Below are 12,798 nucleotides of genomic sequence, written 5' to 3'. Positions count from 1 at the left end.
TTAAAATGCATATGTTTTACTTCTTATCAGGAAAACAACTTCACAGCATAAGAAGCCTCTTGCTTATCTAACCTTTTTGCCTAGTTTTACTGGAATAATCCTGACAGCAGGCAACCAGGCCGTTATTGATCAGAATCAAGATTCATCCGGTTAATCGGTGTAAAGATATAAACATGCATATTAAAAGCATTTTTGTATTCTGCGAGGTTTGCGCATGCGTTACCGCCACTGGGGAATCGCGTTATTGCTTTTGCTGGTAGCGCCCGCCGTTTCGGGGGATCCGGCGCCAAGCCGGCAGGCCGAACTCGAGACGCTGCTCTACCAGGATTGCGGCTCCTGCCATGGCATGACCCTGCGCGGCGGTCTCGGGCCTTCCCTACTTCCGGAGCGCATGGCGCGTTACGACGTTACCGCCCTCATCGGTATCATCTTGCATGGCATACCCGGTACCGCGATGCCGCCCTGGTCTGAACTATTGACTCGACAAGACGCAGCCTGGCTTGCCGAACAGTTGAAAAAAGATGCTCCCCCACGCTGATCCAAGGAAACCCGCGATGTTTTTGCCCTCTTTCTTTAAAGAGCCATTTTATTTCAAGACGTTATTGATCGGTAGCGCGCTTGCCTTGCTGGCAGGCTGCCAGACGCTGACGCCAGATACCGAACTACGCGGTACCGGCGATCTTGGTGTGGTGGTGGAACGCGCTACCGGCAGTCTTTTGATCGTCGATACCAGCGAGCGCGCGATCCTGAGGCGCATCGAAGGGCTTGGCGACCTTTCTCACGCATCGGTCAAGTTTACTCGGGATGCGCGTTATGCCTTCGTCTTCGGACGCGATGGAGGCTTGACCAAGGTAGACATACTCACCGGGGAGATCATTGAGCGCGTCATTCAGTCCGGCAACAGCATCGGCGGCGCCATCTCCCAGGACGGCGACTATGTGGCCGTGGCCAACTACGAACCCGGCGGCGTCAAGATCTTCGAAAGCACCGATCTCGGCCTGGTGGCGGACATTCCCGCCACCTACCGGACGCCTAAGGGCAGTACCGAGCGCTCCAAGACCGTTGGACTGGTGGACGTGCCGGGCAACGACTTCGTCTTCAGCCTGTTCGACGCCGGTGAGATCTGGACCCTGGACATGACTGACGATCAACCCGACATCACCCGCTTCGAGAATATCGGCGAGAAGCCCTACGACGCCCTCATTAGCCCCAATGGGCGCTACTATATTGCGGGCCTGTTTGGCGAGGACGGCCTGGCCATGCTCGATCTATGGCACCCGGAGCAAGGCGTCGAGCGCATCCTGCCGAACTATGGGCGCGGCGAGAAACGCCTGCCGGTGTACAAGATGCCGCATCTGGAAGGCTGGGCCTTGGCGGGAGACCAGGCTTATTTCCCGGCGGTGGGTCGCCACGAGGTGCTGGTAGCGGATACCACCGACTGGACATTGGACAAGCGCATCCCGGTGCAGGGTCAGCCGGTGTTCGTGATGAGCCGCCCGGACCAGCGCCAGGTGTGGGTCAGCTTCGCTCATCCCAAGAACGACGTCGTCCAGGTGATCGACACTCGCAGCAAGGAGGTGGTCAAGACCCTGGCCGCCGGGGATTCTATTCTGCACATGGAATTTACCCCCCGGGGCGAGCATATCTGGATCTCGGCGCGGGACAGCGATCACATCAAGGTCTACGACACCGACACTTTCGAGGAACTGGCCACGCTGCCCGCGGAATCGCCCAGTGGCATCTTCTTCACCGACCGGGCGCATCGTATCGGGCTTTGAGCGAGCCTTGGCCGGCAAGCTTGACCAGTTGCTTGTCTTCCTTGATCCATTTGCCGAAATGCTCGATGGCTTCGTCGTTTCTACCCTGGTAGTCGTACACCACGAAGCCTTTTATCTTGACACTCTTCTTGATCAGGATTTGAGGCGCGACAGCGCCGCTATTAGATGAGGCGTCGTTGTATTGAGCTTTCTGCCCGCATATCACGATGCGGACGCGGTAGTTGATCAGTGACATCGCCGCCTAAGTGCCGCCGACATTATCGAAGTAGACGTCAATGCCGTGCGGGCAGGCAACGCTAAGCGCTGCTTTCAGATCCTTCGCAGTCTTGTAGTTGATGACCGCATCGATGGTTGTTGGTAGATCAAGACACAATCGCCTTGATGTGCTCTGGTCCCAGTCCACAGCAGCCACCGATAATCTGAGCGCCTTCTTCTTGCCACTCGCGGGCAAATTCCGCAAAGTGCTCCGGCGTGACGGTATCCACGAAACGCCAATGAGGCATTTCCAGATAGCCGGAATCCGGATAAGCCATGAGCGGGCCTTTGTGCCTTTCGCGCATGATGGAGAGCGCTTCGGCGATCAATTCGGCACTCGTATGCATGATGCCCAGCACGTCGAAATGCTGGCGAGCTGCCAGATCGACGATATCGCTGAAGGGTGTGGTTCGCTCATGCCAGGAATACAGACCACCCTGCTCGTCCCGGGCGGCTGACATGCCACACCAGACCGGCAGCGGCGTATCGCTCAGGGCATCGAACATCGCGCTCATGCGCGACGGTATCGACATCATCTCGAGCAGCAGCAGATCGGCACCGGCAGAGGCGTGAATCTCCGCCAGTTCGTGAAAGGCCGCCGTCATTACCTGGGAAGGTAGCGGCTTTGGAGTGGTAGCGCGATAGCTGCCCTTGGCAATAGGCACCATATGGGACATGGCTCCGGCGACAAGCACCTGCGGGGTACCGGCACGCTCCCGCGCCTCGAGCGCTGCCTCGATGGAGCGCCGGTTGATCTCTTCGACTCTATCCTCGAGGCCCGCAGGTTCCAGCATGAGCCGAGAGGAGGCATAGGTGTTGGCGGTGATGACATCGGCGCCGGCGTCGATATAGGCTCGGTGCATATCGATGATCGCGTCTTCATGATCGAGAATAGCCCGACCAGACCAAAGTTCATCGGACATCGAGATACCGCGCCTTTCGAGTTCCGTCGAGACACCGCCATCGAGAACCAGTGTCTGACCGGCCTGTAATCGCTCCCGAGCGCTGTTATAGCGAGCTGAGGTTTTCATGAGTTAAAAATAGATTCCCACGGCTTTTTGGTGAAAGGTGTTTTACAGCACTCAAGCGCAGATCAGACCTTCGCTTGTATCCTTGAAGGTGGTCTATCTTGGGAGTGAATTCCACATTTGACTTCAGAGGGATGATAATCATGATCAAGGTACCCAAGTTCGATAACTAACGAGACCTCTCACTCTTTTTCCAGTTCTGGTTATCGGGCAGCCTGTTTCAGTTCCCGCACCAGCATATCGGCGTTGATGTCATCGATGGTCCGGGCGCCGGTCAGCACCATGGCCACCCGCATCTCCTTTTCGATCAGATCCAGCAGATTACACACCCCGGCCTCACCGTCTACCGCCAGGGCATAGATATAGGCGCGCCCCAGCATGACGCAGTCGGCACCAAGGGCGAGCATGCGCACCACGTCAAGCCCAGTGCGAACCCCAGAGTCGGCGATAATCTTGAGCTGGCCTTTCACCGCATCCGCAATCGCCGGCAGGGCGCGCGCGGTAGAAGGTGTGCCGTCGAGCTGGCGCCCGCCGTGATTGGAGACCACCACCCCATCAGCACCGAAAGACACCGCATCTCGGGCGTCATCCGGATCGAGAATACCCTTGATGATCATCGGGCCGTCCCAGAACTCGCGAATCCACTCGAGTTCCTTCCAGGAGATGGACGGGTCGAAGTTCTCTCCCAGCCAGCCAATGTAATCCGCAAGGCCCGTCGGGTTGCCGCGATAGGTAGATATGTTGCCCAAATCATGGGGCTTGCCGCGCAGGCCCACGTTCCAGGCCCAGTGTGGATGGGTCATGGCCTGCAGCACCCGGCGTGCTGCTGCGTTGGGGCCGCTCATACCCGAGTGGGCATCGCGATAGCGGGAACCCGGTACCGGCATATCCACGGTGAATATCAGCGTGGTCACTCCGGCGGCCTTGGCCCGCTCCAGCACATTCCGCATGAAACCCCGATCCTTGAGGATGTAGAGCTGAAACCACATGGGACGCTCGATGGCCGGGGCGACCTCCTCAATCGGACACACGGACACGGTAGACATGGTGAACGGAATACCCTTCGACTCCGCGGCCTTGGCCGCCTGCACCTCGCCCCGACGGGCGTACATGCCCGTCAAGCCTACTGGCGACAAGGCCAGGGGTATCGACAGGGTCTCATCGAAGAAACGAGTCGTCAGATCCAATTCCGACATGTCGTTGAGCACCCGCTGACGCAGGGCGATATCCGCCAGATCCTCGACATTGCGCCGGAGCGTGTGTTCGGCGTAGGAGCCACCGTCGAGATAGTGAAACAAAAAAGGTGGCAGCCGGCGTTTGGCTGCCGCCCGGTAATCCGTGGAAGCGGAAATGATCATCAGGCAAGTCCCTCTGTGGTCGCAGGGTCGACGTCTTGGCTAATGGTACATTTCCTTCAGGCCTTGGCGCTATCCGAAGCCGTCATCCTCGCTTGCAGTCCTAGGGCAAACCAAGACTTGCAGTAAAAATGCCAACTCTCGTCAATTTCAGATTCCAGCAAAAGCCGCTTCAACGCCGGTGTTTTCAAGGGCGGGGCACATACTCTGGCAAATCATCGCATCTATCTTGATCCAGCTCATGAGTGCCTGCGTCTCTGGTTGACTCTTTGGCAAGCTGGAGGCATGTTCATTAGAAGAATAGTAAAAATCATGCAAACCAGTGTGCACTCCTCTAGACGAATCTCGCGTTGTCCTCGGCAGCGTTGATTGAGTCATGCCGAGACAAGGCCCCATTGAGCGGAGCTATCGGCCTGGCATGTCACAACCTCTCAGTCACTATCGCAACATTCTCAGCATCGTCGGCGGCATCGTGCGGGTGCGGGTGCCCACCGGCGATGGGAATCAGTCTACGCCAGCACGCTTTCGCGATATTGCCAGTCTACGCAAGGCGAATGGCGAAACGGTGCTTGCCCAGGTGATTCGCATCGATGACGACGTGGTCTCGCTGCAGGTCTTTGGCGGCACCGCCGGGCTGACCACCCGGGCATCGGTTCGCTTTCTCGGTCATCCCATGCAGGTCACCTGCTCCCAGAACGTGCTGGGACGCGCCTTCAACAGCCTCGGCGAACCCATGGATCGCGGCCCGGCGCTTACCGAGGATCGTCGGGTGGATATTGGCGGGCCTTCGGTCAATCCCATGCGCCGGGTAATGCCGAGTCGCATGATTCGCACCGACGTGCCGATGATCGACGTCTTCAACACCCTGGTGGAAAGCCAGAAGATTCCCATCTTCTCCGTGGCCGGCGAGCCCTACAACGCTTTGCTTGCACGTATCGCCATTCACGCGGACGCGGACGTGGTGGTGTTCGGCGGCATGGGCCTGATCTTCGACGACTACCACTATTTTCGTCAGCGCTTCCTCGATGCCGGGGTATTCGCCCATACGGTGATGTTCGCAAACCTGGCCTCGGAATCGGTAGTGGAGCGACTACTGGTGCCGGACATGGCCCTGGCGGTGGCGGAGCGTTTCGCCGTGGAGGAAGGCAAGCGAGTGCTGGTGCTGCTCACGGACATGACCGCCTTTGCCGACGCCCTGAAGGAAGTCGGCATCAGCATGGAGCGAGTGCCGTCGAATCGCGGCCACATGGGGGATCTCTACTCCCAACTGGCGCGGCGCTACGAAAAGGCCTGCGACTTCCACGGCGCCGGTTCAGTAACGGTACTGACCGTCACCACCATGCCCGGGGACGACATCACCCACCCAGTGCCGGACAACACCGGCTACATCACTGAGGGGCAGTTCTATCTACGCGACGGCCGGATCGACCCCTTCGGTTCGCTCTCGCGGCTCAAGCAGCGGGTGATCGGCAAGAGCACACGGGAGGATCACGGCGCGTTGATGAACACCATGATTCGACTGTATGCCGGCGCCCGGGACGCCCAGCAGAAGCGCGCCATGGCCTTCGAACTCTCCAGCTTCGACGAGAACTTATTGCGCTTCGGTGATCTGTTCGAGAAACGCTTCATGGACGTATCCGTCTCCCTACCTTTGGAACGCGCCTTGGATCTGGCCTGGGAGACCCTGGCGGAATGCTTCGAGCCCAAGGAACTGGTCATGCGTCAGCAACTCATCGACAAGTATTTTCCCAACAAGAAGCGTCATAGTGCGGAAGAAATCCAAGCTGGTACTGCAAGCTGATAGTGCAAGACAGTCAGCGGAAAAGAGAACGTGCCGACGATCTAGCGAGCTAGAGCCAGACAAGGCAAATCCGAGCGAAAACGCGCAGTTTACTGGGGTAAATGAGCATTTTTCGCTCGGATTTAACGAAGTATGGCCAACGCGCAGCAGATCGTTTTGAGGAAACGACGTGGCAAGACTCTCACTTAACAAGACCGCCCTGCACCGGGAACAGTCCAGGCTCCAGCAGTTTCAGCGACTATTGCCGTCCCTGGATCTCAAGCGTCGTCAACTGATCGCCGAGCGCTTGCACGCCCGGAAAACGCTGCAGGAAAGCGAAGCCGAGCTTGAGGTCCTGATAGCTAAAGTGCGTGATCGGTTGCCCATGGCCGGTGACGATACCCTCAAGCTCAAGGATCTAGCTCGGGTCACCCAGGTGCATCTGCGCGAGCACAACCTGCTCGGCGTTCATCTGCCGCTTCTCGAGGAGGTCGACATCGAACTCGCCAACTATCCCAAGTTGACCACGCCCCACTGGCTGGACCGTTATCAAGAAGTGCTGCGAGACGCCCTGGCGCTGACGGTGCGCCTTCAGGTGGAGCGGGAACGGCTGCGGCGTCTGGAGCGCGCGGTCAAGCAGGTCACCCAGCGGGTCAACCTGTTCGACAAGGTGTTGATCCCCCGCACTCGAGAGAACATTCGCCGTATCCATATCCATCTTGCCGACGGCGAGCGCTCGGCGGTGGTGCGGGCCAAACTTGCCAAACGCAAGCAGGCCCAGGGAGTGCGCTTATGAGTATCGTGGCACTGAGCCGAGTGACCCTGCTGGGCAGCCATGGCGGCAAGCAGGCCACGCTGCGCGACTTGCAGCGCCTTGACGCCATGCATTTGATCGACCTGGGACCGGAAAAGCAGGATACGCCCACCAGCGCAGGCGCGAGTGATACCCGCAAGGCACTGGCCTATTTGCTCGACTGCCCGATCAAGCGCCATCAGGTGCCGGACGATCCGGACTTCGATCATCAAGTCACCGTCGAACGCGCCCTGGACAATCAACGCCGGATGCGGGACCTGGAAGACAGCATCGATTTCACCCGGCGGCGTCTGAAGGATCTCGAGCCCTGGGGAGATTTCGACTTTCCGCCCCTGGAAAGCCTCGCCGGGCAGCGCCTGTGGTTCTACGAGGTGCCCAACTATCGGGCGCGCCAGCTCGCTGACGTAGCGCTTCCCTGGCAGGAGGTGCATCGCGACAACCGCAATCGCTACATTGCGGTGATCAGCCAGGAAGAGCCCGCAGCGGATGCCCTTCCGGTGCCGCGCACCCATACCGGCAGCGTGCCGCGCCGGCGGTTGCGCGAGGAGCTACAACGCCTGGTGGTGCGCCTGGATGAAACCGTCGCCGAGCGAGAGGCGCTGACTCGCTGGATTCATCTGCTGCATCGCCATCAGGCCCAGGCGGATGACGCCGCGAGCCTGAAGCAAGCGCAGCATCTCACCCGAGACGACGACGCCATCTTCGCCGTGCAGGGATGGGTACCCCAAGAGGCCCTTGAGAACGTTCAACGTCTCGCCGAAGAAAAAGGGCTCGCCCTGCTCATTGAGCCGGTGGGGCCGGAAGATCAGCCCCCTACCCTGCTCGAAAACGATGAGCGAACCGCCGGCGGCGCGGAGATCGTGGGCTTCTATCAGATGCCCGGTTATCGCAACTGGGACCCGTCCCGAGTGATATTTTTCTCCTTTGCGGTGTTCTTCGCCATGATTCTCGCCGACGCCGGCTACGCCCTGCTGCTGCTCGGCGCGATGCTGTTCTTTTCAAAACGGCTCAAGCAGAGCCGAGCCGGGACGCGAGTGCGCACCCTGGGGTTCGTCTTGGTGGGCTTCACCCTGGTCTATGGTGTGCTGGCCGGCAGTTATTTCGGCTGGAACCCGCCGCCAGAAAGCTGGCTTTCATCCTTGAAGCTTCTCGATGTCAACGATTTCGGGCAGATGATGCAGCTGGCGATCGGCATTGGCCTGGCGCACCTGATCATCGCCAACGCCACCGTCGCCTGGAATCACCGAGGGCGTAGCGCCATGCTGGCGCCGCTGGGCTGGATCATCGCCCTGGTGGCGGGAGTCATGCTTTATTACGCCATCCCTGGCGGTGGACTCGCTCTTGCCCTGGGGCTTATCGCCGTTTTTGCATTCACGGACACCCGTCCTATCCACGAGCCGCTGGATCTGCTCAAGCGCGTCGGCGGCGGCCTTTACGCCCTGACGGACGTGACCCGGGCCTTCGGTGACGTGCTGAGCTATCTGCGCCTGTTCGCTCTTGGACTCGCCAGCGCCTCTTTAGCAGTCACCTTCAATCAGCTCGCCGCGGATGCGGCAGCGGCCTATCCCGGCCTCGGCATCCTGCTCTACGCGCTGATCCTAGTCATCGGTCACGCCCTGAATTTCGTGCTGGCGGTGGTCAGCGGCGTGGTGCACGGGCTACGGCTCAACCTCATCGAGTTCTATCACTGGGGCATCTCGGACGAAGGGTACCCCTTCAAGGCATTCAGGAAAACGGAGACCACGCTATGGAGCAACTGATCATCGCACTGGGTTGGGCGGGACTCTACGGCCCCATGGCCTTGGGAGCCATCGGCAGCATTATCGGCTGCGCCATCGCCGGGCAAGCGGCCATTGGTGCCCTGCTCGAGACCGAGTCCGGCCACGGCCGTTTCATTGGGCTCTCGGCAATGCCTTCCTCCCAGAGCATCTACGGCATCGTGGTGATGTTCACCCTGCAGCGCCCGGTTACCGTCGCAACCTCCCCGGGGCTGTTCTCCGTGGGCATTCTGGCCGGGGTGGCGCTGCTGTTGAGCGCGGTCTATCAAGGCAGCTGCTGCGCTTCGGCGATCAACAGCTCAAAGAGCAAGCCGGAGATTTTCGGGCTATCCATCGCGCCAGCAGCTATCGTCGAAGGCTTCGGGGTGTTCGCCTTTATCTTCGCGCTGGTAATCGGTGGCAGCATCCCGGCGCAATGATTCCGAGGAGGTAAACCTATGAGTCAATCGGAAACGGCTCCCCAAGGCGCCTCTTCCGGCGTCGAGGCACTGATCGAACGGCTGCGAGGCGAAGGAGTCGAGCAAGGCCGGGAAGAGGCCCGGCGCATCGTGGACGATGCGGAAAAGCGCGCCACCTGGATGATCGAACAGGCGGAAGAGGACGCCAAGGCACTGCGCGAACAGGCCGGGGAAGACGCCAAGCGCCTGGAGGATTCTACCAGGGAAGCACTGCGGGTGGCCGCTCGAGACGCGGTGCTGGAGATGCAAGCGACCCTGACCCATCGCTTTCGCGATCATCTGCGCTGGCTAGTGGGTCAGACGCTGTCCCAGGAAGACCTGCTGCAGCGGCTGATTCTCGAACTCGCCGCCCGCACCCGCAGCGACACGCCCCTGGATGCGGAAAACGACGTGGAGATGATGCTACCCCGGGACGTGCTGGGGCTCGAGGAGTTGCGACGCCGCCCGGAAGAACTCAAGGAAGGCACCCTCTCCTACTTCGTGGTCGCCCAGGCCCGGGAGGTACTGCGAGAGGGCGTGCGCTTTTCAATCGGCGAGCAGACAAGCGGCCTGCGAGTGCGCCTGCACGAGCAGGAAATGGAGCTCGATATCAGCGACGAGGCGGTGGCGGAACTTCTGCTGGCGCACCTGCAGCCGCGTTTTCGCGCCATGCTCGAGGGTATCGTCAAATAGCCATGTCATTCATCGCCATGTCAACGCGTCATCAGTATGTCGATCTGCTCGCCAGCCTGCCGGTCTTGCCCGTCATGCCCTTTGGACGCGAGCCACTGCCGATCTCGGCGATCCGACTGGAACATCGTCTCGAGGCACTGAGCGCGGGCCATCGAGACAGCCTGCAGAAGCTGGAGACGCTGCTCGACTGGCAATATCTGGGCCTGGACGTTTCCACCGAGGCCTATCTTCAGCGCTATCGGCAAGCGGCACCGCAGTTGGCCGAGCACGGCGTGAATGATCTCCTCGTGTCGATGCTCGAACGCCATACCTTGGTAACGGCCCTGCGTCGGCGCCGGTCCGGTGAACCTGCGCCGGCGTTCGGCGAGCGCTGGGGGTTCGGCCCGCGCCTGGCGCATATCAGCGCCCACTGGCATGCGCCGCTGTTCGGCGTAGGGGCGGTCTTTCCCTGGCTCAGTGAGGCTTGGGAGCATCTCGAGCAGGACCGCCCCCGGGAACTGGAACGGCTATTGATGGAAGAGTGTGGGCGCCAACTTACCCGGGCGCGCCAGTATGATCGTTTCGATTTTCGCGAGGTCGTCATCTACTGGTTGCGCTGGCGCCTGATTGCCGCTTGGCAGCGCTACAACGCCGAGGCGGTGGAGCGCCGACTGCAGGCGGATATCGAGCGGGGGCTCGGCGACTACGGCGCGCTTTTTTAGGGAGAACGGGAATGATGAGAGCCATCGCCGAGAATTTCTTTCAACATCCGTGGATGAAAGGGGCGCCGGCGGCAAGGCGTAGCGAGGATCTTTTGCCATGGCCGGAAAAAGCTCCATGCAATTCCGGCATTTCCGCCATCCATGGCGGGCAGATAGCGAAAGTAGCGCCCAAGGACGGGTTTACAGCGCCCTCGCGCAGGCTTGCCGCCGGAAAAGCCCATTCTTGCCGGGAGTTTGAAAATGAGTACTAAGCAGGAAGCCAAGCGCGACTGCCGCGTGGTCAACGTTCAGGATGACATCGTGGTCATCGAGGCCACCGAGCGCTCGACGGGGCTGATGAAGAACGAAGTGGTCTACATTCTTCTCGCTCAGGACGAGGAAAATAGTAAACAAGGCCACGAACTGCGCCTCAAGGGCGAGGTGCTGCGGGTGCAGGGCAAACGCGCGGATGTCCAGGTCTTCGAGGATACCGGCGGCATCAAGATAGGCGACGCGGTGGAGCAGACCGGCGAGATGCTCTCGGTCACTCTCGGCCCCGGGCTGCTCGGACAGATCTATGACGGCCTGCAGAACCCTTTGGAGCAGATCGCCTTGCGCTCCGGCTTCTTCCTGCCGCGAGGGCTGCATCTGGAGGCGCTGAACAAGACCACCAAATGGTCCTTCTCTCCTCAGGTGCGCATAGGTACCAAGCTACGCGCCGGCGATACCCTGGGCACCGTGCAGGAAGGCCGTTTTACCCACCGCATCATGGTGCCCTTCGACGCCCATGGAGAGCAGGAAGTCAGTTGGATTCAGGAGGGCAGCTTTACCGTGGATGTGCCGGTGGCGCGGCTGGCGAATGAGGCCGGTACCGAGCGCCAGGTCACCTTGGCCCAGCGCTGGCCGGTGCGCACCCCGCTGCCGAAACGCCTGCTCGACAGCTACACCAGCGAACGGCTCTACCCCTCTCGCCCGTTGGATACCACCATTCGGGTGATCGACACCTTCTTTCCCATCGCCACCGGCGGTACCGCCTGCATTCCCGGCCCCTTCGGTGCCGGCAAGACGGTGTTACAGAACCTGATCGCCCGTCATTCCACCGTGGATATCGTGATCATCGTCGCCTGCGGCGAGCGGGCCGGGGAAGTCGTGGAAACCATCACCGAGTTCCCGCAGCTCAACGACCCCACCACCGGCGGCTCGCTAATGGACCGTACGGTGATCATCTGCAACACCTCCTCGATGCCGGTGGCCGCCCGGGAAGCCTCCATCTACACCGGCATCACCCTGGGCGAATACTACCGCCAGATGGGACTCGACGTGCTAATGATCGCCGATTCCACCTCGCGCTGGGCCCAGGCGATGCGTGAAACCTCGGGCCGCATGGAAGAGATTCCCGGAGAGGAAGCCTATCCCGCCTATCTGGACTCGGCGGTGCGCAGTGTCTACGAACGCGCCGGAGTGATTCGCAACAATACCGGGGACAGCGGCAGCCTCACCCTGATCGGCACAGTCTCGCCCTCCGGGGGCAACTTCGAGGAGCCGGTGACCCAGGCGACCCTTGCCACGGTCAAGTCGTTTCTTGGCCTGTCTTCCGAGCGTGCCTACAAACGCTTCTATCCCGCGGTAGACCCACTGCTGTCCTGGTCCCGCTACCGGGCCGAACTCGAGCCCGCCATCGCCAAGCACCTCGGCGCCGAGTGGCCGGCACGCATCGACGAGCTGCTCAAGCTTCTGCATGACGGCGAAGATGTCAACCAGATGATGCTGGTCACCGGCGACGAAGGCATCACCCTCGAGGATTTTCTCACCTACCACAAGGCGAGCTTTCTCGACCTGGTCTACTTGCAGCAGGACGCCTTCGACGACGTGGATGGCAGCACTTCTCCGGAGCGGCAGCGACGCAATCTGGCGTTGATCTACCCGTTGGTCAGCTCGAAGTATGCCTTCGACGACAAGGAGACCATTCGCGAGTACTTCACTGCCCTGGCCAGCGAGGTGAAGAATCTTAATTACGCGGCGCTCGATTCGAGCGAGCATCGACGCCATTACGCGGCGATCGAAAAGCTGGTCAAAAATGCAGGGCTCGAAATCAGCGCACCATCCCAGAGTACGACCTAACCTGGGTTATTTGGCAGCATGGAGCAATCACGCATTCGCTCAAGCGATGCAGTGCTCCTGAGGCCTACCGATGAGGAGT

At 60.3% G+C, this 12,798-nt stretch carries 13 protein-coding genes; 10 read left to right on the top strand and 3 right to left on the bottom strand.

The window, feature by feature from the left end:
• The first annotated feature begins 214 nt into the window (after window positions 1-214).
• Window positions 215-538, top strand: coding sequence for a c-type cytochrome (locus H7850_RS13450; protein WP_227370104.1), 324 nt, complete (start codon window positions 215-217; stop codon window positions 536-538).
• Window positions 539-554: 16 nt separating this feature from the next.
• The gene (locus H7850_RS13445) at window positions 555-1,778 is read left to right on the top strand and encodes a cytochrome D1 domain-containing protein (protein ID WP_319799283.1); all 1,224 of its coding nucleotides are present in this window, start codon (window positions 555-557) and stop codon (window positions 1,776-1,778) included.
• Here the strand turns inward: H7850_RS13445 and H7850_RS13440 are convergent.
• The 3 genes from H7850_RS13440 to lldD all read right to left on the bottom strand — a co-directional run bounded on the left by H7850_RS13440 (window position 1,747) and on the right by lldD (window position 4,419).
• Complete coding sequence (locus H7850_RS13440; RefSeq protein ID WP_227370103.1) at window positions 1,747-2,013, bottom strand: hypothetical protein; 267 nt, start codon at window positions 2,011-2,013, stop codon at window positions 1,747-1,749. The genes H7850_RS13445 and H7850_RS13440 overlap by 32 nt on opposite strands.
• Before the next feature lie 127 nt (window positions 2,014-2,140).
• The gene (locus tag H7850_RS13435; protein WP_227370102.1) at window positions 2,141-3,064 is read right to left on the bottom strand and encodes a homocysteine S-methyltransferase family protein; all 924 of its coding nucleotides are present in this window, start codon (window positions 3,062-3,064) and stop codon (window positions 2,141-2,143) included.
• A 200-nt stretch (window positions 3,065-3,264) separates the two neighbouring features.
• Window positions 3,265-4,419, bottom strand: coding sequence for an FMN-dependent L-lactate dehydrogenase LldD (gene lldD / locus H7850_RS13430; protein WP_227370101.1), 1,155 nt, complete (start codon window positions 4,417-4,419; stop codon window positions 3,265-3,267).
• A 415-nt stretch (window positions 4,420-4,834) separates the two neighbouring features.
• Here lldD and H7850_RS13425 point away from each other — a divergent pair, with 415 nt between their 5' ends.
• The 8 genes from H7850_RS13425 (at window position 4,835) to H7850_RS13390 (ending at window position 12,719) form a co-directional block, all read left to right on the top strand.
• Entirely contained in the window at window positions 4,835-6,217 is a 1,383-nt protein-coding gene (locus H7850_RS13425; RefSeq protein ID WP_227370100.1) for a V-type ATP synthase subunit B, read from the top strand.
• Between the two features lie 169 nt (window positions 6,218-6,386).
• Window positions 6,387-6,992: a V-type ATP synthase subunit D gene (locus H7850_RS13420; protein ID WP_227370099.1), complete on the top strand. Its 606-nt coding sequence runs from the start codon at window positions 6,387-6,389 to the stop codon at window positions 6,990-6,992.
• Complete coding sequence (locus H7850_RS13415) at window positions 6,989-8,770, top strand: V-type ATP synthase subunit I (protein ID WP_227370098.1); 1,782 nt, start codon at window positions 6,989-6,991, stop codon at window positions 8,768-8,770. The genes H7850_RS13420 and H7850_RS13415 overlap by 4 nt, the downstream gene beginning before the upstream one ends.
• Window positions 8,758-9,207 carry an ATP synthase subunit C gene (locus H7850_RS13410; RefSeq protein WP_227370097.1) on the top strand — a complete coding sequence of 150 codons (450 nt, stop codon included), beginning with the start codon at window positions 8,758-8,760 and terminating at the stop codon, window positions 9,205-9,207. The genes H7850_RS13415 and H7850_RS13410 overlap by 13 nt, the downstream gene beginning before the upstream one ends.
• Window positions 9,208-9,225: 18 nt before the next feature.
• Window positions 9,226-9,918, top strand: coding sequence for an ATPase (locus H7850_RS13405; RefSeq protein WP_227370096.1), 693 nt, complete (start codon window positions 9,226-9,228; stop codon window positions 9,916-9,918).
• Between the two features lie 2 nt (window positions 9,919-9,920).
• Window positions 9,921-10,619: a hypothetical protein gene (locus H7850_RS13400; RefSeq protein WP_227370095.1), complete on the top strand. Its 699-nt coding sequence runs from the start codon at window positions 9,921-9,923 to the stop codon at window positions 10,617-10,619.
• A gap of 11 nt (window positions 10,620-10,630) precedes the next feature.
• Window positions 10,631-10,870, top strand: a complete 240-nt coding sequence (locus H7850_RS13395; protein ID WP_227370094.1) for a hypothetical protein — start codon at window positions 10,631-10,633, stop codon at window positions 10,868-10,870.
• Window positions 10,860-12,719, top strand: a complete 1,860-nt coding sequence (locus H7850_RS13390) for a V-type ATP synthase subunit A (protein ID WP_227370093.1) — start codon at window positions 10,860-10,862, stop codon at window positions 12,717-12,719. Before H7850_RS13395 ends, H7850_RS13390 begins: the two co-directional genes overlap by 11 nt.
• Window positions 12,720-12,798: the final 79 nt, after the last annotated feature.

Source organism: Halomonas sp. M20 (assembly GCF_020622265.1).
Lineage (GTDB): Bacteria > Pseudomonadota > Gammaproteobacteria > Pseudomonadales > Halomonadaceae > Modicisalibacter.
Note: the sequence above shows the minus strand (reverse complement) of the source record. Positions and strands in the feature narration are given on the sequence as shown.

Excerpts from the sequence above, each read along its gene's own strand:
- H7850_RS13450 (WP_227370104.1), top strand. The coding sequence starts at position 215 with ATGCGTTACCGCCACTGGGGAATCGCGTTATTGCTTTTGCTGGTAGCG.
- H7850_RS13445 (WP_319799283.1), top strand. The coding sequence starts at position 555 with ATGTTTTTGCCCTCTTTCTTTAAAGAGCCATTTTATTTCAAGACGTTA.
- H7850_RS13440 (WP_227370103.1), bottom strand. The coding sequence starts at position 2,013 with ATGTCACTGATCAACTACCGCGTCCGCATCGTGATATGCGGGCAGAAA.
- H7850_RS13435 (WP_227370102.1), bottom strand. The coding sequence starts at position 3,064 with ATGAAAACCTCAGCTCGCTATAACAGCGCTCGGGAGCGATTACAGGCC.
- lldD (WP_227370101.1), bottom strand. The coding sequence starts at position 4,419 with ATGATCATTTCCGCTTCCACGGATTACCGGGCGGCAGCCAAACGCCGG.
- H7850_RS13425 (WP_227370100.1), top strand. The coding sequence starts at position 4,835 with ATGTCACAACCTCTCAGTCACTATCGCAACATTCTCAGCATCGTCGGC.
- H7850_RS13415 (WP_227370098.1), top strand. The coding sequence starts at position 6,989 with ATGAGTATCGTGGCACTGAGCCGAGTGACCCTGCTGGGCAGCCATGGC.
- H7850_RS13410 (WP_227370097.1), top strand. The coding sequence starts at position 8,758 with ATGGAGCAACTGATCATCGCACTGGGTTGGGCGGGACTCTACGGCCCC.
- H7850_RS13405 (WP_227370096.1), top strand. The coding sequence starts at position 9,226 with ATGAGTCAATCGGAAACGGCTCCCCAAGGCGCCTCTTCCGGCGTCGAG.
- H7850_RS13400 (WP_227370095.1), top strand. The coding sequence starts at position 9,921 with ATGTCATTCATCGCCATGTCAACGCGTCATCAGTATGTCGATCTGCTC.
- H7850_RS13395 (WP_227370094.1), top strand. The coding sequence starts at position 10,631 with ATGATGAGAGCCATCGCCGAGAATTTCTTTCAACATCCGTGGATGAAA.
- H7850_RS13390 (WP_227370093.1), top strand. The coding sequence starts at position 10,860 with ATGAGTACTAAGCAGGAAGCCAAGCGCGACTGCCGCGTGGTCAACGTT.